Here is a 23,468-nt window from a genome sequence, read left to right on the forward strand (position 1 = left end):
GTAGTCCCGAACGGCTGACAGCCGGCTGTGAGCCACTCCGGCCGTCTATTCGGCTTCGCCACTTCGGCCGTCTATTCGGCTTCGCCGAATTCGTCGAACCAGTACGCGAGCTTGCCGCGGCGGCTCACCGCGCGCAGCCGGCGTTCGGCCACCGCACGGGTCTTGGTGGTGGTGACGATCAGCAGCTCGTCGCCGATCGCGATTCGGGTGTCGGGCTGCGGGACGAAGGTGCGCCCGTCGCGGATGATCAACGTGATCACGCACGGATCGGGTAGCCGCAGTTCCAGCACGGTGACGTTGTGCAGCCGCGACGGCGCCTGCACCGTCATGGTCAGAAGCTCTGCGTCCAGCACGTCGAGCGGAGCCGACTCCACCTGGATCTCCCGCGTCGCCTCTTTCGAGATCAATCCCAGTCGATGCGCGACAAAGCGCAGGCTGGGACCCTGCACCAGGGTGAACACCACCACGAGGATGAACACGATGTTGAGAAGGCGGACGCTGTCGGGCACACCGCCCACGATGGGGAAGGTCGCCAACACGATCGGCACGGCACCGCGTAACCCCGCCCAGGAGACGAAAACCTGTTCGCGCCAGGGGATTCGGAACCACACCAAGGACAGGAACACGGATAGCGGCCTGGCGACGAGCAGCAACACCAGACCCGTCACGATGCCGGGCACCACCTCAGCGGCCAGGTCGCTGGGGTCGACGAGCAAGCCGAGCAGGACGAACAGACCGATCTGAGCGAGCCAGCCGAGCCCCTCGGCGAACGAACGCGTGGCCGAACGGTGAGGCAGGCCGGTGTTGGCGAGCACGACCGCGGCCACATAGGCGGCGAGGAACCCGCTGCCGTGTGCGGTGCCGCCCGCCGCGAACGCGACCATGCCGAGCCCGAAGGTGGCCAGCGGGTAGAGGCCCGACGCCGGAAGTGCGATGCGGCGCAGCGCCATCGAGCCCAGATAGCCGACGCCGACGCCGATCACCGCACCGACCACCAGCTCGTAGACCAGTTCGGCGAGCGCGTGCACGGGCGACAGTTCGAGCGGGGCCACGCTGAACATCAGCACGAGGATGACGGCCGGGGCGTCGTTGAATCCGGACTCGGCCTCCAGCAGGCCCGCCACCCGGCGGGGCAGGGGCACCACGCGCAGCACCGAGAACACCGCCGCGGCGTCGGTGACCGAGACGACCGCGCCGAGCAGCAGCGACAACTGCCAGTTGATACCCAGCAGCAGGTGCGCCCCGGCCGCGGTGATGAGCATGCTGACCGCGACACCGAGGGTCGCGAGCACGCCCGCGGGCGCGAGCACGCGCCGGATGTCGGAGAACCGGGTCGTCAGACCGCCTTCGACGAGGATCACGGCCAGCGCCACCGTGCCCAGGTGGTCGGCGAGCAGATAGTTGTCGAAACTCAGGCCGAGCCCGTCTTCGCCGACGATGACGCCGACGAAGAGGAACAGCAGCAGACTGGGCAGCCCGACCCGGCTGGCGGCCCTGGTGGCGACGATGCTCGCCAGCAGCACCACCCCAGCGATCAGCAGCACAAGATAGAGCTGCTCGAGGGTCATTGCATCCCCGTTCGGGACCGGATTGGCGGTGTGAAAGGCAGTAAAACACCTACCACGGGTGGTGGCCGGGCGCTCCGGGCCGGAAGCTGCGCGCAAGGCCGCCGCGATGGGTAAGTATGAGTGCGTGATACGGCTCCGCTGGTGGCAACTCGACGCGTCGCGTCGCGCCGAGGAGCGGCCGATGATGCGGGTCGGTATCGCCGGGGCCGGGGCGGTCGGCCGGTCGGTGGCTCAGGAACTGATCGACTATGGCCACAAGGTCCTGTTGATCGAACACGACGTGCGGCACTACGAACCGCGGACCGTTCCGGAAGCGGAATGGCTGCTCGCCGACGCGTGCGAGTTGTCCTCACTCGAGGAGTCCGGGCTGCAGATGTGCGACGTGGTGATCGCGGCCACCGGCGACGACAAGGTCAACCTGGCGGCCTCGCTGCTGGCGAAGACGGAGTTCGGCGTCGGTCGCGTGGTGGCTCGGGTCAACGACCTGCGCAACGAGTGGTTGTTCACCGAGGCGTGGGGCGTCGATGTCGCGGTCTCCGCGCCGAGCGCGCTGGTGGCGGCGATCGAGGGCGCCATCGACATCGGCCACGTGGTGCGGTTGATGCAATTGCGGCACGGGCAGGTGAGCTTGGCGAAACTGACGCTGCCCGAGGGTGATCCGCTGGTCGGTCAACGGATGGGAGACCTGCCGTTGCTGGAGAACACCGCGCTGGCGATCATCATCCGCGACAGCGGGATCGTCCTGCCCCGGCCCGACGACGTGCTGCAAGCCGGCGACGAGATGCTGTTTCTGGCCGGCGGATCAACCCGTGGTGAAGTCGCCGCGCTCGTGCACGGCGCGATCAACTCGACGAGCGCTCGAGCGTCAGGCGGGTGACGTGGGTTCGGGCATGGTCGATCGCCTCGTCGAGTGAGTCCATCAAGTGGTTCTCGTGGCGTAGTGAATCGAATACGCCGACGTTGGAAAGCAGGCTCATGTGTTCCGGGCGAACGCCTTTGATGATCACGGTGATGCCGCGCGCCTCCAGTTCGGTGGCGATCTGCGCCAACGAATTCGCGCCGGTGGCGTCGAGCATGCCCAGTTGGCTGAGCCGGATGATCACCACCGACGTGTGCGGATGGTCGGTATCGATGATCTCGTTCGAGATGCGCTCGGCCACACCGAAGAACATCGCTCCGTCCAGACGCAGCAGCGCGATCCGCTCGTCACCGGCGCGGCGCGGCGCGGGGAGATCTTCTCGGGTCACGCTGCTGCGACGGGCCACACCGCGCAGCGCGAAGAACGCCGCGACGACGACCCCGATCTGCACGGCTTCGATGAGGTCGAAGCACACCGTGATGGCGGCGGTCAGCGCAAACGTCACAGCATCCGAGCGGGTGGAGCGCAGGATCTTGCGAACGGTGGACAACGAGATCATCCGAAACGCGGTCACCATCAGAACGCCCGCCAAGGCCGACAACGGTATTGCGGAAACGGGTCCGGTCGCCAGGTAGACGACTGCGAGCAGGACCAGCGAATGCACGATAGCCGCGACCCGGGTGCGCGCGCCGGAACGAACGTTGACGGCGGTACGGGCGATGGCACCGGTCGCGGGCATTCCGCCGAAGGCGCCCGATGCGACCGAAGCGAGGCCCTGTCCCACCAGTTCGCGGTCGGGGTCGTACGGTCCCGTCGGCGCCATGGTGGCGGCGACCCGCGCCGACAGCAGGGACTCGATGGCGGCCAGTGCCGCGATCGCCAAAGCGGCACCGACGAGGGTCCGCATCGCGCCGCTGTCCACGTGGGGAATGACGGGCGCGGGGAGGTGGGACGGTAGCTCACCGATGCTCGCTAACGAAATATCAAGAGCTACCACGATTATCGTCACGACTACCACGGCAGCGAGCGATTCCGGGATACCGCGGTGCAGGCGCGGGAGGGTCACCATCAGCGTCGCGACAACCGCCACCACGGCAAGCGTTTTCGCGGCCGATGACCAATCCGCTTGTCTGACAACGTTCCACGCGACCGACAAGGTGCGCCCGCCCGCCGGGCTGTCTTGGCCGAATGCGGCGGGCACCTGCTGAAGGAAGATGATGGCCGCGATGCCCAGGGTGAACCCCTCGATGACGGGCCAGGGGATGAACGTCACCGCACGGCCCAGGCCGGTGACTCCCGCGACGAGCACGAGCAGACCGGCCAGCACGGTGACGAGGGCGATGCTGCCGAGACCGTAGTGAGCCACGATCGGTGCGAGCACGACGGCCATCGCACCGGTGGGCCCGGACACCTGCACATGCGACCCGCCGAACACGGCGGCCACCAAACCGGCGACGACGGCGGTGACCAGTCCGGCAGCGGCACCGACACCCGAACTGATGCCGAACGCCAGGGCCAGGGGTAGGGCGACGACGCCGACCGTGATTCCGGCCAGGATGTCACGTCGCCAGGACTTGGGCAGTTCTGCGTAGTCGTGGCGGTTCGGAAGTAGGCGGGTCAGGTTCACTTGGCGCGACCCAGGGGAGGCAGCGTCTTGAACGCCTCCAACCGGTCCCGGTTGGTTCCGAGGACGTCGGCGAGGAAGGTTCTGGCGATGACCAGGAGTTCGGAGATCTTCGGGTGGGCGAGTTCGTAGAGGACTGAGTTGCCGACTCGTTGTGCCGAGACCACGCGATGACGCTTGAGCACCGCCAAGTGCTGGGACAGCAGCGTGGGTTCGAGGTCGGTGTCGGCGAGGATCTCGCTGACCGAGGTCGGCTCGCCGTTGGCCGACAGAATTTCCAGGACACGGATGCGTGCCGGGTGAGCCAGCGCCTTGAACAGGTTGGCCTTGATCTCGTAGAGCGGTAGCTCGGGGCTACCGACGAAGCGGTGGGGCATTACATTCCAGCAGTTGATGGATTGAACAAATTCTCAATCCACTATATCGCCCCCAGGTCTGGGCGTGCAAAACGGGCACACTGGACTGATGGACCCCGTCAACGCCCTGCGGCAGATCGCTTACTACAAGGACCGTGCGCGCGAGGACCCGCGCCGGGTGATGGCCTACCGGAACGCCGCCGACGTCGTCGAAGCCCTGTCCGACGCCGACCGCGAACGCCACGGCACCGCGAACAGTTGGCAGTCACTGCCCGGTATCGGCCCCAAGACCGCGAAGGTCATCGCGCAGGCGTGGGCCGGACACGAACCGGATGTGCTGACCGAATTGCGGTCAAATGCAACAGATCTCGGTGGCGGCGATGTCCGTGCCGCGCTGCGCGGCGACCTGCATGTGCATTCGAACTGGTCCGACGGTTCCGCCCCCATCGAGGAAATGATGTCGGCGGCAAGGGATCTGGGACATGAATACTGTGCGTTGACCGACCACTCACCGCGGCTTCGGATCGCCAACGGCCTGTCGCCCGAGCGGCTGCGCCGTCAACTCGACGTCATCGACGAGTTGCGCGACGCGGTCGCGCCGCTGCAGATTCTCACCGGCATCGAAGTCGACATCCTCGAGGACGGCTCCCTCGACCAGGAGGACGAGCTGCTCGAACGGCTCGACATCGTGGTGGCCAGTGTGCATTCGAAGCTGTCGATGGACGCCCCGTCGATGACGCGTCGCATGCTCAGGGCGGTCGCCAACCCGCACACCGATGTGCTGGGCCACTGCACCGGCCGCCTGGTCACCGGAGGGCGCGGGATGCGGCCGGAATCGAAATTCGACGCCGAGAAGGTGTTCACTGCCTGTCGGGACCACGGCACGGCCGTCGAGATCAACTCCCGACCGGAGCGGCGCGACCCGCCGACCCGGCTGCTCAAACTCGCGCTGGAGATCGGCTGCCTGTTCTCGATCGACACCGATTCGCACGCGCCCGGGCAGCTGGAGTTCCTCGGTTACGGAGCCCAGCGTGCGCTCGATGCCGAGGTGCCGGTCGAGCGCATCGTCAACACGTGGCCCGCCGAGGAATTGTTGGCCTGGGCCGGATCATGAGATCGTCCGCGGTTAACTCAGCGGAACGGGGTACAGGGTGTCTGTGAGAAGAAAAATCGAGGAGACAGCCGCGGCGCTCGGCGCGCGCGCCGCAGAGCTCGCGAACGTCGCGGGCGAGACGGCAGGGCGCCTCGTGCGACGCGTCAGCGGGGGGTCCGACGAGCGAGCCGAGCAGACCAAACCGGCGTCGACGGCGTCGTCGGCGCCACCGAAGAAGGCTCCGGCAAAGGAGGCGGCCGCGAAGAAGGCTCCGGCGAAAAAGGCACCCGCCAAGAAGGTGACCAAGGTGCCCGCTAAGAAGGCGGCGGCCCAGGCGCCGGTGAAGAAGGCGCCGGCCAAGAAGACGACTGCCAAGAAGGCGGCCGCCAAGGTGCCCGCCAAGAAGGCACCCGCGAAAAAGGCTGTGCCGCCTATGAAGTCGGCGAAGACTGAAGCCGCCAACCCACCGCCGAAGCCGGTCCGGGCAGCCAAGAAGGCGCAACCCGCCAAGCGGGCGAAGGCCCAGCCGCGCAAAGGAAAGCCCGGGTCAGTCGGGTAGCTGGGGCATTTCGAGACCGGGGTCGCGGCCAAGTAACACGCCGCGGGTCACCGCGGAATTGCCGTACCGCTGTCGCACCCGATCAACGGCTTCGTCGACCGCGGTGGTGTCGTGGCTCTCCTCGAACGGCAGCTCGAGTTGTTGCGCGCCATGGCGATCGATGTTTGACACGGCGAACCCGACAAGGGTGAGACCGCGCTCGGCGATCAACGGCGCCGCCGCGGCCACGAGGCCCCGGGCGGTGTGCAGGATCACGTCGGTCGACGCGGTCGCGCGTGGCAGCGTGTGCGACCGGGTGGCGCGGCCGAAGTCGTCGAAGCGCAGCCGCAGAACCACGGTGCGCCCGGTCCGCCCGGCCTTGCGCATCCGCCGGGTGATGCGGTCGATCAGGTTGACGACGACGGCGTCGATCTCGCCCTGCGACATCGTGTTGCCACGCCGGCCCAACGCGCGCTGCGCACCGACCGAGCGACGGCGCACCCCGGTGACGACCCGGCGCCGATCGATGTTGCGCGACAACGCGAACAACCGGCTACCCATCGCTGAGCCGACGAGGGATCCGAGAGTGGACTCGGTCAGCTCGGCGACGTCGGCCACCGTCTCGATGCCGTAGGTGTGCAACTTCTCGGCGGTCTTGGCGCCGACGCCCCACAGTCGGCGCACCGGCAACGGGTGCAGAAACGCCAGCTCGCCGTCGGGTGGAACGAGCAGCAGCCCGTCGGGCTTGGCCTCCTGGCTGGCAACCTTGGCCAGGAACTTGGTGCGCGCGATGCCGACGGTGATGGGCAGGCCGACCTCTTCACGGACCCGCGCCCGCAACCGGGCTGCGATCTCGACAGGGGTGCCCGAGACCCGCCGAAGGCCCGACACGTCGAGAAACGCCTCGTCGACCGACAGCGGTTCGACCACCGGCGTCGTGTCGTGGAAGACGTCGAAGACCGCCCTGCTGGCCTGTGAGTACGCCGACATTCGCGGAGGCACGACGATCGCGTGCGGACAGAGGCGGCGTGCTTCTCGTCCGCCCATCGCGGTTCGCACACCGTATGCCTTGGCTTGGTAGCTGGCGGCGAGCACGACCCCGGCGCCCACGATCACCGGCCGGCCGCGCAACGATGGGTCGTCGCGCTGTTCGACAGACGCGTAGAACGAATCGAGGTCGGCGTGCAGGATGCTCGCCGGATGAGCCCCGGAACCAACGGACACGAACATATGTTCGCATCGAGGCCCGACTAGTGGCGAGTGGTGCCGTAGATACTCGTGACCCAGATGTGGGCGAGGGTGTCGACGAGCTGCGCCGAATCCACGGCAGGCTGCTCGGATGCGAAAGCCGCGAGCATGGTGCGCTCGTTCATCAGGTTCAGTGACGTCGCGAGGTCGTGGGCCGGGATGGTTTCAGGAGCCTCACCACGGGCGCGTTCACTCTCGATGGATGCGGTGGTGTGGTCGATCCACTTCTGCATGAAGCGTGACCACAGCGCGCGCACGTCGGGATTGGTGGGCCGGGCGGCCGCACCGGCTAGCGTTACCGCCCGGTGCGAACCAAAGGTGTTGAACAGCGCGTTGATGGCCTTCCAGACTCCGGCGGGGTCCACGGCCGTATCCATACCGCCCATCGCGGCGTCGGCATTACGGTCGGCCTCGTCGATCACCTGCTCGACGAGCGCACGAAGCACGGAGTCCTTCGACGGGAAGTAGAAATAGAACGTCGGGCGGGAGATGCCGGCACCTTTGGCCAGGTCGTCGACCGAGATGTCGGCCAGCGAGCGCTCCTCGAGCAGTGCCTCGAGTGTCAAGAGAATCGCCTGCTCACGGTCGTCGCCGGAGGGTCGGCCGGAACGGCGTCCCCGCGGTCCGCGGGACTGGCTGACGGTGGTCACATCGAATGACTTTACACGGTGTCGAGGTTTTCAACAGGGTGTTGACTGACTCGACACACCGTTGATACGCTCCGGTACCATGAGCGAACACCTCGACGTCGTCATCGTGGGAGCCGGTATCTCCGGCATCAGCGCCGCATGGCATTTGCAGGACCGCTGCCCGGACAAGACCTACGCGATCCTGGAGCGCCGGGAGAACCTCGGCGGCACCTGGGATCTGTTCAAGTACCCCGGCATCCGGTCCGACTCGGACATGTTCACGCTCGGCTTCCGGTTCAAGCCGTGGACCTCGGAGAAGGCGATCGCCGACGGGCCGTCGATCATGGCGTACCTCAAGGAGACGGTGGCCGAGTACGGCATCGACAAGCACATTCGCTACCGCAGCCGCGTGGTGTCGGCGGACTGGTCGGATGAGGACAACCGTTGGACCGTGCGCGTCGAGCGGGACGGCGAGGAAGCGGAGATCACCGCGTCGTTCCTGTTCGCCGCGAGTGGCTATTACAACTACGACCAGGGTTACACCCCGGAGTTCGTCGGCCGCGACGACTTCGAGGGCACGATAATTCATCCGCAGCACTGGCCCGAGGACCTCGACTACCAGGGCAAGAAGATCGTCGTGATCGGCAGCGGCGCGACCGCGGTCACGCTGATTCCGGCACTGGCCAACTCGGGAGCAGGCCACGTGACGATGCTGCAGCGGTCACCGACCTACATCGGCGCGCTGCCCGACGTCGACCCGTTCGCCGTCCAGACCAAGAAGGCGTTACCCGAGAAGGTGGCGTACGTGCTCAACCGCTGGAAGAGCATCCTGTTCCAGTCCGCGCAGTACCAGATCAGCAGGCGTTTCCCGAAATTCATGCGCAAGCAGCTGATGACCATGGCGCAGCGCCGGCTGCCCGAGGGCTATGACGTGGACAAGCACTTCGGTCCGCACTACAACCCGTGGGACGAGCGGCTGTGCCTGGCGCCCAACGGCGATCTGTTCAAGACGATCCGCAAGGGCCAGGCCGACGTCGTCACCGACACCATTGAGCGGTTCACCAACACCGGCATCAAGCTCACCTCCGGAGAGGAGCTGACCGCCGACATCATCATCACCGCAACGGGGTTGAACCTGCAGCTGTTCGGTGGCGCGACGATCATGCGCAACGGCGAGCCGATCGAGCTGAACGAGACCATGGCCTACAAGGGCATGATGCTGACCCACATGCCGAATATGGCGTTCACGATCGGCTACACGAACGCCTCGTGGACGCTGAAGGCCGACCTGGTCTCGGAGTTCTTCTGCCGAGTGCTGAACTACTTGGACGCCAACGGATTCGACCGCTTCGAACCGAAGCATCCCGGCAACAGTGTCGACGAGCGCCCGCTGATGGATTTCACCCCCGGCTATGTCCTGCGCGCACTGGACTATCTGCCGAAGGCCGGACATGTCGCGCCGTGGCGGCTCAAGCAGAACTACCTGCTCGACCTGCGGCTGATCCGTCGCGGCAAGGTCGACGACGAGGCGCTCGAGTTCACCAAACACCGTGCGGCGGTGAGAGCTTCGGCTTAGAGAGCGCCTCGCGTCCGCGAGTGTGCATTCTCATACGTCACCGGCGGCGTGTCGCGTATGAAACCGCACACTCGGGCGGGAACTACGGTTCGACCACGACGATGCCGTCGTCGTCGCTGTAGGCGATGTGGCCCGGCTCGAACACCACCCCGCCGAATTCGACCGCGATATCGCGTTCGCCCGCACCGGTTTTCGTGCTCTTTCGGGGATTGGTGCCCAGCGCCTTGATACCGATGTCGAGCGTTCGCAACGCCGCGGAGTCACGGACGGCTCCGTTGATGATCAGGCCTGCCCAGCCATTCTCGACTCCGAGCCCCGCGATGACATCGCCGACCAACGCGCAGTGCAGGGACCCGGCACCGTCGATCACGAGCACACCGCCGTTACCGGGCTCCGAGAGAACAGATTTCAGCAACGCGTTGTCCTGGAAGCACTTCACAGTGACGATGGGGCCGGCGAATTCCGCTCGCCCGCCGAACTGGCGGAGCTGCAGATCGCAGCTGTGGACGTCGGGGCCGATGTCGTCGACCAGATCGGCGGTGGGGCGAGGTTCGATGCTCACTGGTCGATGTTAGCCACGATGATGTCGTGCAGGAATTGCGCCAGTCCCGGTTCGACGTCGTCGTAGTACCGGGTGAACCGCTCGTCGGCCAGATACATCTCGGCCAGGCAGACCTGCATGGAGTGGTCGCAGTCGTAGAACCGCTCGATCGACGCACGGTGACGTTCGGCCAGTGCGTCGGCTTCTGGTGAGCCCGGCGCCACACCGGCCCGCTTACCGGCGGCCAGCGCCTGCAGCAGTGCGTCGCCCTCCTCCTTGATCTGGACCCAATCCTGCTTGGTCATCCGCGCCGTCCGCCGCTGCGACTGTTTCCAGGCCTCGGTGTCGCCCCATCGCTCCTCGGCTTCGGCCGCGTACTCCTCGGTGTGTACCGCACTGCCGAAGATCTCCACCTGTTCCTCGGCGGTCAGTTGAATTCCGTTGCGGTGCGCGTTCATCAGTTCCTCCACTGCCTTGATCGTGTGCTGCAGGCGATCTGCACGGTCCAACAGCAATCGGCGCTGACGCCGAAGGTGGTCGAGCACATCCCCGTCCCCGTCCAGCAGCTCGCGGATCTCCTCGAGGGGCATGTCGACCGACCGGTACACCAGCACCAGGTGCAGCCGTTCGATATCGGCGTCGGTGTAACCGCGGTAGCCCGCCTCGGTCCGCACACTCGGCACCACCAGGCCGATCTGGTCGTAGTGGTGCAGGGTGCGCACCGAGACACCCGTGAGGGTGGCCGCCGCGCCGATGGTCATGGCGTCCATGAGGCCACTATCGACCCTGACGCAGCGTGAGGGTCAAGCGTTTAGTCAGTCCTCGTCGTCGCCGCGGCGGATCAGCAGCACGACGATGATCGCCAGCACACCGGCCGCGATGGCCACCGCGACCGGCAGCCGCGACTGCTCTGGCCCGATCAACGACGTCGGCTCCGTCCCGGATACCGGGTCACTGGCGCTGGCAACTGTCGACTTCGCTTGCGCGGCAGTCACTTTGGCTGCAGCCTCGATATCGTTGCCGGCTGCGGCCGGTTCTGTTGCGGGTGCTTTCTTCGCCGGCGCCTGCTTCGCGGGACCCTTCTTGGCGGGGGCCTTCTTGGCAGGCGACTTCTTCGCCGGGGTGGCCTTCTTCACCGCCTTCTTCGCGGGAGTCTTCTTGGCGGCCTTCTTGGCGGGAGCTTTCTTTGCCGGCGTCTTCTCTTCCGGCGCCGGAGGGATCAGCGGGTCCGGCGAGGCGCTCGCCGACGCCGCGGCAGCGGGGTGCGGGGTCGACTCATCCGCCGGTGGCGAACTTTGCGGCTGTTCGTCGGGTCGGCCCTGCTGGTCTGCCATCGGGCTGCTCCTTTGCGGTCTCGTCGCCAGGCCGGCCGAGCGTGCGGCCGGAAGTCGATCGGTCCATCATGCCAGGTCGGATATGGCGTCAACCCGTGACGGCCAGACCCGCCGCCAGGACCAGCGCGACGAGCATCAGCGCTGTTTCGACCCGCGCCCGGGTTCGGGACACCACCGCAGTCGCGCGATGCGAGCGTGCGGCGGGCAGCCACATCGTGCGGTTTCGCCAGCCGAGGACGACGAGAGCGGCAGTCACCGCGACCTTGGCCGACAACAGCCGCCCGTATCCGGTCGCGTACAAGTCGGCCGGAGCGCCCAACCTGATCACCGCACCCACCGACCCCCCGACGAGCAGCACCAGCACACAGACCAGCGACAGCGCAGAGAAGCGCGGCAGCATCCGCGCCCATTGACCCCGGTGCTCGATGGTGACCAGCAGCGCTGCCAGCGCCCCGACCCACAACGCGGCGGCAAGGGTGTGCACGGTGACCGCCACACCGCCCAGCGGGCTCTCCGCGAAGTGCCCGGTGAGCTGGCGTGCGGCGAGTCCGACCGCCGCGGCGCCGATCATCGCGACGTTCCACGACGCGGTTCGCGGGGCGACCAGCGTTGCCACACCTATGGCGGCCGCGGCGGCGACCGCGAGTATGCCTGCCCGCCCCGCCGCGGTGGTCGTCGCGAAGTCGACGGTGGTCTGCAGGCCGAGCCGGAACACCGGCAGCGAGGCGGTCTGTGCGGCCGCGACGATCATCCGGGTCAACTCCGCGAGCAGCCACAGCATCGAGGTGGCTGCCAGAGGTCGCGTGGATCGGGCCAACAACTCGCCGCGGTGACGCTCACCGTCGAGAATCGGCACGACGGCCAAGCCCAGCGTGACGACACCGGCACCGTCGGCGAGGAACCGCACCGCGGTCGAACCCGGCGACCCCTGCGGGTAGGCAAGCGCCCAGGTCAGGCCCACCGCTGCGGCCGCCAGCCCCACCCAGGCGACGACGGCGCGTCGACGCGTCACGCGCGCCGCCGCACCGCCCACAGCGCGCCCGCGCCGATGACGACGACGGCGCCCACGAAGAACGGCCACACGGGGATCCCGTCGTCGGCGGAGGTGTCGGCGGGCGCGGCCGCCGACGGGCCCGGTATCCCGGTTCCCGGAACGCTCAATTCGAAGGACCACGACCCGTTGACGACGTGCCCGTCGGCCGAGGTCGCCCGGTAGTTGACGGTATAGCGCCCCGACGGTCCGAGCGGCCGCACGCCGACGCGCAGGACGGCGCCTTCGACCTGGGGTTCGCCGGTCGACCACAAATTGCCGTCGGGGCCGACGACCGTCATCGCCGCGAACTGGGTCTGCAGCGCCTCACTGAAGGTCGCGGACACGGTCGCGGGCGCCTCGGTCAGCCGGGCGTTCTCGGCGGGATCCGAGGCGATGCGGGTCGCGTGCGCGGAAGCCGGGCCCGCACCGGCCAGCATCGCGGCGGCCAGCCCCAGGATCAGGACCGCACCGGCGGCGACGGTAACGAGGGCGCGACGGGGCGACACGGCGGCTCAGCTCACGCCGAGTCGAGCCATCAGATCGGCGTCGATTCCGTCGAGTTGCCGCTCGATGGCGGCGTGTGCCGACCGGCGCCTCGATGGCGGCATGTGTTCGGCGGCGGCGATCGCGGCGGAGAGGTCCCCGAGACGCTCGGTGATGGCCCCGACGAACTGTTTGGTCTCGGCGTCTTTAGGCTTCTTCTCGGAGACGAGCCGCAACGACTGCTCGGCACCGGCGATGCGGGCCGACAACTGGGCGCCGTGACCGTTGAACTGGCCGACCTGGCTGAGGGGAACGCCGAGTCGGTCCGCTCGGCGCTGGTCGAGGTAACCGCGCGCGGCGATGGCCGCGCGGTAGCCGACCGGCACCACGATCGGCGCGAGCAGCCGTGTCACGGTCAGCGCCCGCCGAATCCGCGTGGGCGAGAACAGCTTGCCTTCGCGTGCGGCCTTCAGTTGTGTTTCGGCGACCTTGAGCGCTGCGCGGTCGCTGTCGCGTTGCGCCTTGAGCTGCGCCTTCAGCGCCCTCGTCTCGGCCCGGTTGGCGGCCTTGATGCGACGGGCTTCGTTCTTGGCGGCCAGCTTGGCCTCCAGTTTCGCCTTCGCCTTGATCGCGCGGGCCTCGGCCCTGCGGGTGGCACGGGTTTTGCGTCGCTTGAACGGGCTCATCCCGGCTGCCTCCCGGCGGTCATCTCGGCTTCGGACCTGATTGCGTGCGGATGTCGGTGCAGCACAACCCTATCGTTCGGAGTCTTCGGCCCGCGGGCGGCTCGATGCCAGCGAAGCGGCAGCGGATGAGTCTTGGCTGCACCGCGCTTTGCGGGCATGCTGGTACGGACCGCAACGTTCGCGAACCGACTGAAGAAGCCGCCCGTCACGACGGCCAGCAGCGCATAGTGGATGGGTCGGAAGGGGGATTCATGCCAGCCAACCGCCGTGTCACCCGCGCAGTGGGGGCCGTGCTCGAACTGGCGCCGCGGGAGGGAGAGGTGTCGCTGACCCGGCTCGTGGAGGCCGTCAGCGCAGACCGCAACCGGCCCATCGAGCTGAAGATGGCGGAGTTGCCGCCCGGTGTCTGCGGGCAGTGGCGCCAGTACAACGACCACGACGTGTTCCTGATCCAGAAGGGTCTGCCCGCCTGGGACCGCACCCTGGCCCACGAACTGGGGCATCTGGTGCTGGGCCACGACGGTATCCCCGTCGCGCAGGCCGCCGAACAGAGCACCGAGGTCGCCGGCTCCGATCTGATCAGCTACATGCTCAACCAGCGGACCGGTTGCATGGGTCCAGCGGGTGAGGAGGCCGAGCAGGAGGCCGAGGACTTTGCGGCCCTGCTGCTGTACCGACTGGGCAGGCTTCCGTCGGACCGCTCGTCGATCGTCCAGGTGCGGCTCGGAGAGGCGTTTGGTTGACCGTCTGGGTGATCGCCGGTCTCCTCGGACTGGCCACCGGATTGCGCATCGGGTGGGCGCTGGTCAACAAGCAGAGCCTGGTGAGCACGGCGATGATCGTCGCGCTGGCGAGCCTGGCCTTGATCGCCGCGCTGAACTGGCACCCATTGACGTTGCTCATCGACCGGTTGCTGCGCTGGCCCAATATCTCGCTGGGCCTGTCGCAGGTGGCCCTTGTCGCATGCGCCGCCGGTAGTTGCGTGATGATCACGACCGCCTCGTCGGTGCGCAAACCGGCGACCATTCGCAGGATCGCCGTCGTGCAGTACGCCGTTGCGGCGGTGATCGCGGCGGTGACCGCGGCGGCGTTCTTCGCCGCGGGCAGACAACCCGAGATGTCGGCCCAGGACTTCCTGCAGCGCAATCTGAGTTCCGGCGGGAACTCGCTGCCGTGGTTGCTGCCGCTGCTCTACGTGCTGCTGGCGTTGACGCTGGTCTCCTGGGCGGGGCTGCGGTATTCGAACCGCAGCCGTCGTGGGCGCGCGCTGTTCGTGTTCACGCTCGGCATCGTGTTGATCGTGGTGGCGTCCGCGTTCCTGGTCCTGCGCGCCGTGGACCGCGGCGGACCAGTCGGCGTCGGTGCCGCGGCGACGCTCATGGGCTGCGCGATGGTGGTCGTCGCCGCGGGATCCCTGTTGCCCAGCATCGAAGACTGGTTCGGTGCCCGTCGCGAACTCCGGGTGATCCAGCCGATACTCACCGAACTCGGGCGCCGGCACCCCGACATCGGCATCGGTGTCCGGCCCCGCGGACCGCTCGTTTTCCGGGTCGCGGAGCGGATGTCGTTGATCTCCGACGCGCTGTACCTGGAAGCCGCCGCCGCCGAACACCGGCGCAGACTTCGCGTCGACCCGGGCGGAGCAGTGTCCGGCGATGCCGCCGATGCTGACGAGACGGACCTCGAGTCCCCACCGGTGTCGCCGCAGGATCAGGCCCGGGCGATCGCCGAGTGGGTTCATTCCGGGACCGACGGGGCTCCGGAGGACAAGCGCGTCGCCTTTCCCGGCCTGGGCTGGCTCAACCAACCCAGCGAGTACTCAGATCGCGAGTGGATCTTGGAGATCGCCGAGCAGTACCGAACATTGACCCGTCGCGACGGCGCGACGGATCGAGAAGCTTAGCTGGTAGCGCGGCCCCGCTTCGCTGGATATGGGGCGATGGGCCGTGCCGGGCTAATCGTCGAGATGCTCGCGGCGACGCAGCTCATCGACCTTCTGGACGATGTCCTGCTGGGCCTCCGGTGACAAGCCCACGGTGCGTGCGGCAATACGCCGGACGCCCTCGTCGCGCATGCTTGCCAGCCAGGTCAGCTCCTTGTCGAGCTTCTCGTAGTACTCGTCGTCGGTGAAGTAGGCCGGCTTGATCCGGAAGAAGTTGGCAAGAGCCGCCATGGTGGCGGCAGAGGGGTTGGTGCGGTTGCCCGAGCGTAGCTGGGAGAGGTACGGAGCGGACATGGTGACGCCCTCGGCCTTCAGTGCCGCGATCACCTCAGCGGAGGTGTGCGGGCCGCGTCCCGGCGGGTAGACGGTGTCGAACAGCCGGTTCAGGCGAGCGGCGAACGTCGTGCTCATCGATAGGACCTCCACATGCATTGGACGAGCGGTGTACAAGCTGCTTATTTGCTGAACATCGTAGCGAGTGTTGTGGCCACAACCAAGTGCAAACCCGGGAAACTTGACCCACCCCCGCGTCCGACGCCCCGCTACTGTGCCGGCTGCGACGTGTTCCGCGTGCGCCGACGCCCCTACCATACGGTGCGACGAAGCAAACAACGGCGGTTTTGTCGATCCAGTTTTGCCCCGATGTCGGTCGGTGCGCCCACAGGAAACCCGCCGACCGCCGCCGGCAACGTCAGTTGTATGCATTCCGGCGCGACACGGCGTTTGCCAAACACCGCACGAACGGTCGCGGTGGGTCCTCGCGTCCGTTGATCCAACGCGTGGGGAGGGTCAGGTCGCCCGGGTCGACGGCTCTGGTGTCCCCGACGGCGTGGGCGTCCTGCGGCGCCGTCGCAGGAGCCAGACCGCCAGAACCGTGACGGTCACGGAGGCGGTGACCGCCACGGCGACCCACCGCAATCCCAGCGCACTGTCGAACAGCAGCCAGAGGCCGAAGAGGAGGAACAGGACGCTGGCCAGACCATGGAGGAACTTCTCGGGCAGTCGCCTGTGCATCAGCCTGCCTGCCGCGATCGCCGCGCCGTCGGCCAGCACCATTCCGGCGGTCGCGCCGATCCACACGCCGGCCCAGTTGCGCTCGCTGGCCAGGGCCACGGTGGCCAGCATTGTCTTGTCGCCGAGTTCGGCGAGCACGAACGACGACACGATCGCGGGGACCACGAACCGCGGCTCGGCAATCCGAATCTCGCCGTCGTCGCCGTTCTCGCGCCACGTCCACACGGCGAACAACAGGAATGCGATGGCGGCGACGAATGCGATCGGGCGCTCGGGCAGCGTCATCCCGAGGAAGTGTCCGATCGCGACGGATAGCCCGTGGACCAGCATCGCGGCGATTCCGACTCCGGAGAGCACCACCCACCAGCGGTGGCGCAGCGAGTAGGTCATGGTGATCAGCTGCGACTTGTCGCCGAGTTCGGCGACGAAGACGACGGCCAGACTGACCAGGATGGCGGCGAGCATTCGGACGACCCTTTCGACGCGTCGCCGACGAAGCGGTATGCACACCCCGCCGGCTTCGGTCGAAGGTCTCGCCCACCACACCGTCGCATGGTGTGGTTCGCCGGCCGGGCTTGCGCCAGTATGTCGACACGGCGATTGGGGGCTACTCCCCTTCGCTTACTGAACCGACCATAGCCTCGGCCCTTCGGAAGCGCCAGCGCCAGGTGGGTTTTCGGGTATCCGAATCCACCTTTCAGGTGGCCGAATCAAATGCTTCGAAAGCCCTTATGCCGCAAGCAGCATCGCGAGGATCGCGGTGTCCGGGTGGCTGATGGGGTCGACGCCGACGCGACTCACCATGGAGGTCACCGTCCCGTCGGCTTCGGCTTCCACCCACGCGGCGCGGTGCTCGAGGCCGAGGTGGGGCAGGCCGGGAAGTAACACGCAACCCGAGGCCGCTCCGCTGCACTCCGGCAGCGAGGGCGTGGTTTCCGAAGGGGGATGCAGCATCAACAGGGCCGGTGGCTGGTGCTCGGCGAAATAGCCTGGAGGTACCGCTGATTCACCGACGACGGTACCCTCGGCGACCACCAGGCCGACCGTATTGGGTTCGGGCTCATCGGGCAGTTCTTCGCGGGCACCGAAAATCGTTGTCGTGGACAATAATCCGGGAAGCGATGCTACACGCACGGCGACCATGAGCAACTGCGCCCACTCCTTGGTCGAATCCGGCCAACGGCCCGATATGACGAATCCCTTGAGTGAACCGCGTGAATGGAAGGGGGCGATCTCGATCGCCTTGCCCGACTCCCTCTCCATATCGCCTCCGCGCCATCGGTGTTCGGACGCCGGCCCCTAGCCGACTGATGGCCCGACACGCCAGTGGGTCGATTCGCCCAGCATGCGGCAGAACTCGGCTGGCACGCAAGTGGACACGACTGCTAACGGGCGGAATCGGCTCGCGCAGTCCACAGCACGCGATACGACCCGGTCGCCGAGACCCAACCGAAATCGTGTGAGTCGGCGGCGCCGGCTGCACCAGGATTGTCGGAGCGGGCTTCGAAGATCACGTCGCGGCCGTGCTCGTGGACATCGCCGACCCGCTTGACGAGCCACCGTGTCGAACGCCGGGGGTCCTGGAACACCCGGAGCTGTCCGCGCCGAATGCGCCCGCCCCGCATGGCCAATAGCCCGTCGCCGGGTCTGACCGTCGGGCGCATCGAATCGTCGACCACTCGGAACAGCCGTAGCGGCCAGCGTCGCGGTGTCTGGTTGCGGCGCACATCCAAAGGGTAAGTTAGGAACATGCTGCATCGACTGTTCAACAACGCGACCCCCGCCCATGCCCACTGCGATCTCTACTGCGGCGTCTACGACCCGGCGCAGGCCAAAATCGAGGCGCTCTCCTGCCTCAAGACGATCCAGAAGTACCACGACTCCGACGACGAGCACTTCCGCGCGCGCTGCATCATCATCAAGGAGCGGCAAGCCGAGGAGGTCAAGCACCACCTGATGGTGCTGTGGGCCGACTTCTTCACCAAGGATCATTTCGAGCAGTTCCCCAACCTGCACCAGCTGTTCTGGGACGGCGTGCACGGCGCCGGCGACGTCAAGAAGTCGCTCGATGTCGCCGTCGCCGAGAAGCTGCTCAAGACGATCGACGAGATCGCCGACATCTTCTGGCAGACCGACAAGGGCAAGCAGATGGGTGTCTATCCGCCCGCCTGAGATCATTCCGACAAGAAAGAGCCGCCGAGGTCACCGATCCGGCGGCTCTTTCGGATACAGAACCGAAGCGAGCGGCTCGTCAGTACCGGACTGGTCAGTACAGGACGATGACGGCCAACACGACCAGCAGCACCAGCGCAATCAGGCCGGCACGCAGGCACGCCATCAACTGGGTGCGGGCGTAGGCGGAGGACGCCGAGGACTGCCACTCCGTGGGGGGCATGGCCGAACCCGAACCCGTCGAAGACGTCATGAACCCCTCCTGACCTGCATGTATTGAAGTCTTCCCCCGGTGAGATCAATCACAATCCGCTGACTGTGACGCCGATCATAACTCCTGATGTCGCGCCGGAGAAATCGTCTCGCAACCGGCACGGGACGCGCGTTCGCGGTTAGCGGGACTAGGAATTTCGCTCACCTTCCGGCGGCCTGTTGATGGGGACGCCGGATTGCTGGCGGCTTATCCACAGCGATCCTCAGGGAAGACACAGATTCAGCGGCTCAAGGCGGGTTCGCCCTCATCGAGGGGTTGTGGATGAACCTGTGGAAACTGTGGATAGGTAGGCATTGCTGTCGCCGTCAACCGGCCGCCGACATGTCAGCATTGACGTATGGACGAGGCTGAAATCGCGCAGGTCGACATCGCCGACGTGCCGACCACTTTCGGTACCGGAGCGATCCTGCTGGACGTACGGGAGGACGACGAGTGGGCCCGCGGGCATGCGCCGGACGCGCACCACATCCCGATGGGCCAGGTTCCGGCGCGTCTGGCGGAGATCGACGCCGACGCGCAGGTCTTCGTGATCTGTGCAGCCGGCGGGCGGTCGCAGCGGGTGGCGCAGTACCTGGCCGGAAACGGCTATTCGTCGGTCAACGTCAACGGCGGCATGTTCGCCTGGGCCGGTGCCGGTCGACCGGTGGTGAACGATGAGGGCGGCCCGGGCGTCGTCTGACGGATCGTCGCTACGCTGGTCGGATGGCCGGGCGAGGAGCGAAATGATTCCGCGCACGCGAGGAGCGAAATGATTCCGCGCACGCGAGGAGCGAGATGATTCAAGTTTGTTCGGCGTGCGGAACCCGGTGGAACGTGCGCGACCGGCGCCGGACGTGGTGTCCCCGCTGTAACGGTTCGCTGATGGCGCCGTTGGCTTCGGCACCGGACGCCGCGAACGCCCAGTGGAGCGCGCGGGCTTCGGGTTCTTTCGCGGCGGGACAGCCGCGGCCGCAACTGCCGCCGGGGTACCGGTGGATCGCCGTGCGGCCGGGCGCACCGCCGCATCCGCGGCGCCCGAAGCGGCCCCTTGGCCCGACGCCGCGCTACGCGACCATCCCCCGATGGGGCCTCGTCGATCAGATCGCGCCGGTTGACCAACAGGAGGAGGCGCCGCGTCGCGGACCGTCGCCGGGTATGGTCCACGGCACTCTGCTGTTGACGATGGCGGTGCTGGGTGCCGCGGCGCTGATCCACCTTGTGCGCTATGTGCTGCTGATCGTCAACCGGTCGGTGTTGCTGCACCCGTGGATCGCCGCGATCGCGACGTGGTTCGGCGTCGTGCTCAGTGTCGTCGCCGCGTTCATGGTGGTGGCCAGCCTCGTGGTGCTGACCAATTGGCTCATCGCCCGGCGGGCCGCCGCTTACACCTACCGGGGGACGACCGATCCACGCCCGCCGTGGCGACTTCGGGCCGGCTGCCTGCTGCCGTTCGTCAACCTGTTCTGGGCGCCGGTGTTCGTCCTCGAACTCGCGGGTGTCGAGGAACGGCTCAGCTATCTGCGCCGGCCGATCGCGGTGTGGTGGCTTGCGTGGGTGGCCAGCTACGCGGTGTCCGTCTGGTCCATCGCGACCAGTTTCACCCAGGATGCGCAGGGGATCGCCGACAACACGATGACCACGACGATCGCGTATCTGCTGGCGCTGAGCACCCTGCTGCTGGCCATGAAGGTCGTGTCGGGCTTCGAGCGGCAGCCGGTCGAGCGTCCGAGCAAGCGCTGGGTGATCGTCGCCGACGACGGCACGCCGACGCAGGATCGACCCGAGCCCCAGGCCCCGGTTGAGTCACCCGGGCAGGACCCGGCAGCATAGGCGTATGACAGGCGACTCCGAAGCCGCCGGGAACGCCGCTTCCCGACCGACGCTCGGGGGCCATCCATTCGTCGTGGCGCACCGCGGCGCGTCGGCCGACCGTCCGGAGCACACGCTCGCGGCGTATGAGCTCGCGCTGCAGGAGGGTGCCGACGGGGTCGAATGCGATGTGCGGCTCACTCGCGACGGCCACCTGGTGTGTGTGCACGACCGCAGGGTCGACCGCACGTCGAACGGAACGGGGGTCGTCAGCGACATGACGCTCACCCAACTTCGCGAGCTCGACTACGGCGCGTGGCATCCCAGCCGCAATGCCGTTGGCGCACAGGCTGATACGGGATTGCTCACCCTCGACGCGCTGATCTCGCTGGTGCTCGATTGGAACCGGCCGGTCAAGCTGTTCATCGAGACCAAACATCCCGTCCGGTTCGGTGGACTGGTGGAGAGCAAGGTGCTGGCGCTTCTGCACCGGTTCGGTATCGCCTCCCCTGCATCGGCGGACCTGTCGCGCGCCGTGGTCATGTCGTTCTCCGCGGCCGCGGTGTGGCGAATCCGCCGCGCGGCGCCGATGCTGCCGACGGTGTTGCTCGGCGAGACGTCGCGCTATCTCGGTGGCAGCGCCGCCACGACCGTGGGTGCCACCGCGGTCGGACCCTCGATCGCCACTTTGCGGGAGCATCCGGAGTTGGTGGACCGGGCGGCCGCGCAGGGCCGCGCGCTGTACTGCTGGACCGTCGACCATTTCGAGGACGTGCAGTATTGCCGCGACCTCGGGGTCGCATGGGTCGCGACCAATCATCCTGGCCGCACAAAGAATTGGCTGCAGAACGGTTTGGCAGGGGCGGGCCGAGACTAGAGGCGGTCAGATCCGCGCGAGGGTCAGAGGTTGCCGCCCGCGGCCTTCGGTGCGCCGTTGCCCTTGGGTGCACCGTCGTCCTTCGGCGCCGAGCCCATCTCGCGCGCGACGAAATCCTCCAGATGGAACAGGTCGGTCCCTGCCCGGTCGGCGATGCGCAACAGCGTCGTCATCTGCGCGACTTCCTCGACCTGCTCGCCGAGGAACCACTGCATGAACTGTTCGCCGAGGTAGTCACCCTCCTCTCGGGCGACACTGGCCAGCCGACTGATCTGCTCGGTGACGGTGCGCTCCAGATCGAGCGCCAGAGCCAACGCGTCACGAGGAGCGCTGAAGGTGTTGCGTACCGCGTCGACCCCGGATATCTCGACTTCGACGTCACGGTCGAGGAGGTACTGCACCAGCATCATGGCGTGATTGCGCTCCTCGACACCCTGACGATAAAAGTGCTTGGCCAGCTGCGGAAGGTCGGCTCCGTCGAAGTAGACGGCGATGGCGAGGTATTGCTGAGCGGCGCCGAATTCGTTACGGATCTGCTCTTGCAGAAGGCCGTGGAATTTGGTGTCGGAGGCTTCGGCAGTGGTCATGAATGCCACGCTATCCCAGCTCAGAGGGCGTTGTCAGTGAAGGTGAGCCTAATGCAGGCCAGGGTTACCTCAATGAGTGCAGCCTTTGTGGCTGCGCCCACACGCCTAGTGAACGTTTGCTGGATCCACGTTCACGGCTGCGCGTCGAGAACGTCCTGCGGTATTGAGGCGTCGGTGCGCAGCGCCTCGAACAGTTGACCCGCCAGGGCGTCGTCCCAGACCACGATCGAGCCGACGTCGCCGCTGGTGTATTCACCGATGGGCACGGTGGCGGTGAGTACGTCTCCGTGCATCGCCCAGGCCAGCCGGGCCAGGTTCCACACGTGATCGTCCTCGTCGACGGTGAAGGTACGGGTGGCGGCCCGCGCCATCGGATACCAGCGCAGTGGGTTGAGCAGCACCGCCGGGCTGGTGGCGCGGTGCAGCAGCGCGGACATGAACTCCTGCTGGTGAACCATGCGGTCCAGGTCCGCGCGTGGGGTGGCGCGGGTGCGGACGAACCCCAACGCGTTGCGTCCGTCGAGCTTCTGGCATCCCGCGGGCAGGTCGATTCCGGCCAGGGGATCGCTGATGGGTTCGGCCGGACACATCGTCACTCCGCCGACCGCGTCGACCATGGTGGCGAACCCGTCGAAGCCGATCTCGGCGTAGTGGTCGATCCGGAGCCCGGTCACCTCCTCGACCGTTTGGGCGAGCAACTGCGCACCGCCCACCGAGTACGCGGCGTTGATCTTGTCGCTGCCGTAACCCGGGATCGACACGTAGGAGTCACGAGGAATCGAGACCATCGTCGCCTTGGTGCTCGAGGTGATGCCCGGGATGTGCACCAGCAGGATCGTGTCGGTGCGGCCGTCGCCGAGATCTCCCCCGGTGGTCAGCTGCGCCTGTTGTTCGGGGGTCAGATTCTGGCGGCTGTCCGATCCGACGAGCAGCCATGTGGTGCCGGCGCCCGGGGCGGGCCGGTCGGGGTAGTCGGCCAGCGCGGGGATGCGCTGAAGCGACGAGTCGATCCAGAGGACACCGGCCACCGTGGCGGTGACGGCCAACAACAGGACAACCAACAGCAGGCGTCCCCAATGTCGTTTGCGGCGAGCGCGTTTCGGCTTCGTCGGGGCGGGCGGTCGCGGCGGTTGAGGGCGTGGGGCCGGTCCGCGGGAGCCAGTCGGCCGGACGCCCGGCGGCGGTGGTGTGCGTCGCGGTGGGACCGGCGGTGGCAGGCGGGGCGGAGGCGCGGGCGGTGGCAGGC

Annotated in this window: 28 protein-coding genes; 10 read left to right on the forward strand and 18 right to left on the reverse strand. The window is 67.2% G+C overall.

Annotation, left to right across the window (positions count from 1 at the left end; genetic code table 11):
* Positions 1-71: 71 nt before the first annotated feature.
* Entirely contained in the window at positions 72-1,568 is a 1,497-nt protein-coding gene (locus tag AU193_RS15435) for a potassium/proton antiporter (RefSeq protein ID WP_064423250.1), read from the reverse strand.
* A 184-nt stretch (positions 1,569-1,752) separates the two neighbouring features.
* On the opposite strand from AU193_RS15435, the gene AU193_RS15440 reads away from it, so the two are divergent.
* Positions 1,753-2,445 (forward strand): TrkA family potassium uptake protein, encoded by a 693-nt coding sequence (locus tag AU193_RS15440; protein ID WP_064423275.1) that lies wholly within the window; start codon positions 1,753-1,755, stop codon positions 2,443-2,445.
* On the opposite strand, the gene AU193_RS15445 is transcribed toward AU193_RS15440, so the two are convergent.
* Positions 2,411-4,054, reverse strand: a complete 1,644-nt coding sequence (locus AU193_RS15445) for a SulP family inorganic anion transporter (RefSeq protein WP_064423251.1) — start codon at positions 4,052-4,054, stop codon at positions 2,411-2,413. The genes AU193_RS15440 and AU193_RS15445 overlap by 35 nt on opposite strands.
* The gene (locus AU193_RS15450; protein WP_064423252.1) at positions 4,051-4,428 is read right to left on the reverse strand and encodes a metalloregulator ArsR/SmtB family transcription factor; all 378 of its coding nucleotides are present in this window, start codon (positions 4,426-4,428) and stop codon (positions 4,051-4,053) included. The genes AU193_RS15445 and AU193_RS15450 overlap by 4 nt, the downstream gene beginning before the upstream one ends.
* Positions 4,429-4,516: 88 nt before the next feature.
* Here AU193_RS15450 and AU193_RS15455 point away from each other — a divergent pair, with 88 nt between their 5' ends.
* Both AU193_RS15455 and AU193_RS23440 read left to right on the forward strand, forming a co-directional pair.
* Positions 4,517-5,521 (forward strand): PHP domain-containing protein, encoded by a 1,005-nt coding sequence (locus tag AU193_RS15455; protein WP_064423253.1) that lies wholly within the window; start codon positions 4,517-4,519, stop codon positions 5,519-5,521.
* Positions 5,522-5,564: 43 nt separating this feature from the next.
* The gene (locus AU193_RS23440; RefSeq protein WP_216637285.1) at positions 5,565-6,059 is read left to right on the forward strand and encodes a hypothetical protein; all 495 of its coding nucleotides are present in this window, start codon (positions 5,565-5,567) and stop codon (positions 6,057-6,059) included.
* Here AU193_RS23440 and dinB read toward each other — a convergent pair.
* A complete protein-coding gene (gene dinB, locus AU193_RS15465; protein WP_064423255.1) occupies positions 6,048-7,268 on the reverse strand; it encodes a DNA polymerase IV in 1,221 nt (406 codons plus the stop codon). The genes AU193_RS23440 and dinB overlap by 12 nt on opposite strands.
* Before the next feature lie 20 nt (positions 7,269-7,288).
* Positions 7,289-7,936, reverse strand: coding sequence for a TetR/AcrR family transcriptional regulator (locus AU193_RS15470; protein ID WP_064423256.1), 648 nt, complete (start codon positions 7,934-7,936; stop codon positions 7,289-7,291).
* Between the two features lie 79 nt (positions 7,937-8,015).
* On the opposite strand from AU193_RS15470, the gene AU193_RS15475 reads away from it, so the two are divergent.
* Entirely contained in the window at positions 8,016-9,491 is a 1,476-nt protein-coding gene (locus AU193_RS15475; protein ID WP_064423257.1) for an NAD(P)/FAD-dependent oxidoreductase, read from the forward strand.
* Between the two features lie 82 nt (positions 9,492-9,573).
* Here AU193_RS15475 and rraA read toward each other — a convergent pair whose 3' ends face one another.
* From rraA to AU193_RS15505, 6 genes are all read right to left on the reverse strand, one after another.
* Complete coding sequence (gene rraA, locus AU193_RS15480; RefSeq protein ID WP_064423258.1) at positions 9,574-10,053, reverse strand: ribonuclease E activity regulator RraA; 480 nt, start codon at positions 10,051-10,053, stop codon at positions 9,574-9,576.
* The gene (locus AU193_RS15485) at positions 10,050-10,802 is read right to left on the reverse strand and encodes a MerR family transcriptional regulator (RefSeq protein WP_064423259.1); all 753 of its coding nucleotides are present in this window, start codon (positions 10,800-10,802) and stop codon (positions 10,050-10,052) included. The genes rraA and AU193_RS15485 overlap by 4 nt, the downstream gene beginning before the upstream one ends.
* A gap of 45 nt (positions 10,803-10,847) precedes the next feature.
* Entirely contained in the window at positions 10,848-11,366 is a 519-nt protein-coding gene (locus AU193_RS15490; RefSeq protein ID WP_064423260.1) for a hypothetical protein, read from the reverse strand.
* 88 nt (positions 11,367-11,454) lie between these two features.
* Positions 11,455-12,378 (reverse strand): copper resistance D family protein, encoded by a 924-nt coding sequence (locus tag AU193_RS15495; protein ID WP_064423276.1) that lies wholly within the window; start codon positions 12,376-12,378, stop codon positions 11,455-11,457.
* Positions 12,375-12,836, reverse strand: coding sequence for a copper resistance CopC family protein (locus AU193_RS15500; protein WP_082683004.1), 462 nt, complete (start codon positions 12,834-12,836; stop codon positions 12,375-12,377). The genes AU193_RS15495 and AU193_RS15500 overlap by 4 nt, the downstream gene beginning before the upstream one ends.
* Positions 12,837-12,911: 75 nt before the next feature.
* Positions 12,912-13,568 carry a DUF6474 family protein gene (locus tag AU193_RS15505; RefSeq protein ID WP_064423262.1) on the reverse strand — a complete coding sequence of 219 codons (657 nt, stop codon included), beginning with the start codon at positions 13,566-13,568 and terminating at the stop codon, positions 12,912-12,914.
* Between the two features lie 251 nt (positions 13,569-13,819).
* On the opposite strand from AU193_RS15505, the gene AU193_RS15510 reads away from it, so the two are divergent.
* Together AU193_RS15510 and AU193_RS15515 are read left to right on the forward strand one after the other, a co-directional pair.
* The gene (locus AU193_RS15510) at positions 13,820-14,311 is read left to right on the forward strand and encodes a hypothetical protein (RefSeq protein WP_064423263.1); all 492 of its coding nucleotides are present in this window, start codon (positions 13,820-13,822) and stop codon (positions 14,309-14,311) included.
* Positions 14,308-15,471, forward strand: a complete 1,164-nt coding sequence (locus tag AU193_RS15515) for a hypothetical protein (protein ID WP_064423264.1) — start codon at positions 14,308-14,310, stop codon at positions 15,469-15,471. The genes AU193_RS15510 and AU193_RS15515 overlap by 4 nt, the downstream gene beginning before the upstream one ends.
* Positions 15,472-15,522: 51 nt before the next feature.
* Here the strand turns inward: AU193_RS15515 and AU193_RS15520 are convergent, their stop codons facing one another.
* The 4 genes from AU193_RS15520 to AU193_RS15535 form a co-directional block, all read right to left on the reverse strand.
* Positions 15,523-15,921: a helix-turn-helix transcriptional regulator gene (locus tag AU193_RS15520; protein ID WP_059165500.1), complete on the reverse strand. Its 399-nt coding sequence runs from the start codon at positions 15,919-15,921 to the stop codon at positions 15,523-15,525.
* A 378-nt stretch (positions 15,922-16,299) separates the two neighbouring features.
* The gene (locus tag AU193_RS15525) at positions 16,300-16,989 is read right to left on the reverse strand and encodes a TMEM165/GDT1 family protein (RefSeq protein WP_064423265.1); all 690 of its coding nucleotides are present in this window, start codon (positions 16,987-16,989) and stop codon (positions 16,300-16,302) included.
* Between the two features lie 264 nt (positions 16,990-17,253).
* A complete protein-coding gene (locus AU193_RS15530; protein WP_064423266.1) occupies positions 17,254-17,787 on the reverse strand; it encodes a hypothetical protein in 534 nt (177 codons plus the stop codon).
* A gap of 122 nt (positions 17,788-17,909) precedes the next feature.
* The gene (locus AU193_RS15535; RefSeq protein ID WP_253867862.1) at positions 17,910-18,188 is read right to left on the reverse strand and encodes a S26 family signal peptidase; all 279 of its coding nucleotides are present in this window, start codon (positions 18,186-18,188) and stop codon (positions 17,910-17,912) included.
* A gap of 85 nt (positions 18,189-18,273) precedes the next feature.
* Here AU193_RS15535 and sodN point away from each other — a divergent pair, with 85 nt between their 5' ends.
* A complete protein-coding gene (gene sodN, locus AU193_RS15540; protein ID WP_064423268.1) occupies positions 18,274-18,696 on the forward strand; it encodes a superoxide dismutase, Ni in 423 nt (140 codons plus the stop codon).
* A gap of 94 nt (positions 18,697-18,790) precedes the next feature.
* Here sodN and AU193_RS23375 read toward each other — a convergent pair whose 3' ends face one another.
* On the reverse strand, positions 18,791-18,949 hold the full coding sequence (locus tag AU193_RS23375; RefSeq protein WP_172798322.1) for a hypothetical protein: 159 nt from the start codon (positions 18,947-18,949) through the stop codon (positions 18,791-18,793).
* Positions 18,950-19,307: 358 nt separating this feature from the next.
* On the opposite strand from AU193_RS23375, the gene AU193_RS15545 reads away from it, so the two are divergent.
* The 3 genes from AU193_RS15545 to AU193_RS15555 all read left to right on the forward strand — a co-directional run bounded on the left by AU193_RS15545 (position 19,308) and on the right by AU193_RS15555 (position 21,635).
* Positions 19,308-19,649, forward strand: a complete 342-nt coding sequence (locus AU193_RS15545) for a rhodanese-like domain-containing protein (RefSeq protein WP_064423269.1) — start codon at positions 19,308-19,310, stop codon at positions 19,647-19,649.
* 95 nt (positions 19,650-19,744) lie between these two features.
* A complete protein-coding gene (locus tag AU193_RS15550; protein WP_064423270.1) occupies positions 19,745-20,779 on the forward strand; it encodes a DUF4328 domain-containing protein in 1,035 nt (344 codons plus the stop codon).
* A gap of 4 nt (positions 20,780-20,783) precedes the next feature.
* Positions 20,784-21,635 (forward strand): glycerophosphodiester phosphodiesterase, encoded by an 852-nt coding sequence (locus tag AU193_RS15555; protein ID WP_064423271.1) that lies wholly within the window; start codon positions 20,784-20,786, stop codon positions 21,633-21,635.
* Positions 21,636-21,658: 23 nt separating this feature from the next.
* Here the strand turns inward: AU193_RS15555 and AU193_RS15560 are convergent, their stop codons facing one another.
* A complete protein-coding gene (locus tag AU193_RS15560; RefSeq protein ID WP_064423277.1) occupies positions 21,659-22,222 on the reverse strand; it encodes a ferritin in 564 nt (187 codons plus the stop codon).
* Between the two features lie 131 nt (positions 22,223-22,353).
* Positions 22,354-23,283: an LCP family protein gene (locus tag AU193_RS15565; RefSeq protein WP_064423272.1), complete on the reverse strand. Its 930-nt coding sequence runs from the start codon at positions 23,281-23,283 to the stop codon at positions 22,354-22,356.
* Positions 23,284-23,468: the final 185 nt, after the last annotated feature.

It is taken from the genome of Mycobacterium sp. GA-1285, from assembly GCF_001499905.1.
In the GTDB taxonomy this organism is placed as follows: domain Bacteria; phylum Actinomycetota; class Actinomycetes; order Mycobacteriales; family Mycobacteriaceae; genus Mycobacterium.

Bases quoted from the DNA above. Each gene is read 5' to 3' on its own strand.
- AU193_RS15435 (WP_064423250.1), bottom strand. From the start codon at position 1,568: ATGACCCTCGAGCAGCTCTATCTTGTGCTGCTGATCGCTGGGGTGGTG.
- AU193_RS15440 (WP_064423275.1), top strand. From the start codon at position 1,753: ATGCGGGTCGGTATCGCCGGGGCCGGGGCGGTCGGCCGGTCGGTGGCT.
- AU193_RS15450 (WP_064423252.1), bottom strand. From the start codon at position 4,428: ATGCCCCACCGCTTCGTCGGTAGCCCCGAGCTACCGCTCTACGAGATC.
- AU193_RS15455 (WP_064423253.1), top strand. From the start codon at position 4,517: ATGGACCCCGTCAACGCCCTGCGGCAGATCGCTTACTACAAGGACCGT.
- dinB (WP_064423255.1), bottom strand. From the start codon at position 7,268: ATGTTCGTGTCCGTTGGTTCCGGGGCTCATCCGGCGAGCATCCTGCAC.
- AU193_RS15475 (WP_064423257.1), top strand. From the start codon at position 8,016: ATGAGCGAACACCTCGACGTCGTCATCGTGGGAGCCGGTATCTCCGGC.
- AU193_RS15485 (WP_064423259.1), bottom strand. From the start codon at position 10,802: ATGGACGCCATGACCATCGGCGCGGCGGCCACCCTCACGGGTGTCTCG.
- AU193_RS15490 (WP_064423260.1), bottom strand. From the start codon at position 11,366: ATGGCAGACCAGCAGGGCCGACCCGACGAACAGCCGCAAAGTTCGCCA.
- AU193_RS15500 (WP_082683004.1), bottom strand. From the start codon at position 12,836: ATGCTGGCCGGTGCGGGCCCGGCTTCCGCGCACGCGACCCGCATCGCC.
- AU193_RS15505 (WP_064423262.1), bottom strand. From the start codon at position 13,568: ATGAGCCCGTTCAAGCGACGCAAAACCCGTGCCACCCGCAGGGCCGAG.
- AU193_RS15510 (WP_064423263.1), top strand. From the start codon at position 13,820: ATGCCAGCCAACCGCCGTGTCACCCGCGCAGTGGGGGCCGTGCTCGAA.
- AU193_RS15520 (WP_059165500.1), bottom strand. From the start codon at position 15,921: ATGAGCACGACGTTCGCCGCTCGCCTGAACCGGCTGTTCGACACCGTC.
- AU193_RS15525 (WP_064423265.1), bottom strand. From the start codon at position 16,989: ATGCTCGCCGCCATCCTGGTCAGTCTGGCCGTCGTCTTCGTCGCCGAA.
- AU193_RS15530 (WP_064423266.1), bottom strand. From the start codon at position 17,787: ATGGAGAGGGAGTCGGGCAAGGCGATCGAGATCGCCCCCTTCCATTCA.
- AU193_RS15535 (WP_253867862.1), bottom strand. From the start codon at position 18,188: ATGCGCCCGACGGTCAGACCCGGCGACGGGCTATTGGCCATGCGGGGC.
- sodN (WP_064423268.1), top strand. From the start codon at position 18,274: ATGCTGCATCGACTGTTCAACAACGCGACCCCCGCCCATGCCCACTGC.
- AU193_RS23375 (WP_172798322.1), bottom strand. From the start codon at position 18,949: ATGACGTCTTCGACGGGTTCGGGTTCGGCCATGCCCCCCACGGAGTGG.
- AU193_RS15545 (WP_064423269.1), top strand. From the start codon at position 19,308: ATGGACGAGGCTGAAATCGCGCAGGTCGACATCGCCGACGTGCCGACC.
- AU193_RS15550 (WP_064423270.1), top strand. From the start codon at position 19,745: ATGATTCAAGTTTGTTCGGCGTGCGGAACCCGGTGGAACGTGCGCGAC.
- AU193_RS15555 (WP_064423271.1), top strand. From the start codon at position 20,784: ATGACAGGCGACTCCGAAGCCGCCGGGAACGCCGCTTCCCGACCGACG.
- AU193_RS15560 (WP_064423277.1), bottom strand. From the start codon at position 22,222: ATGACCACTGCCGAAGCCTCCGACACCAAATTCCACGGCCTTCTGCAA.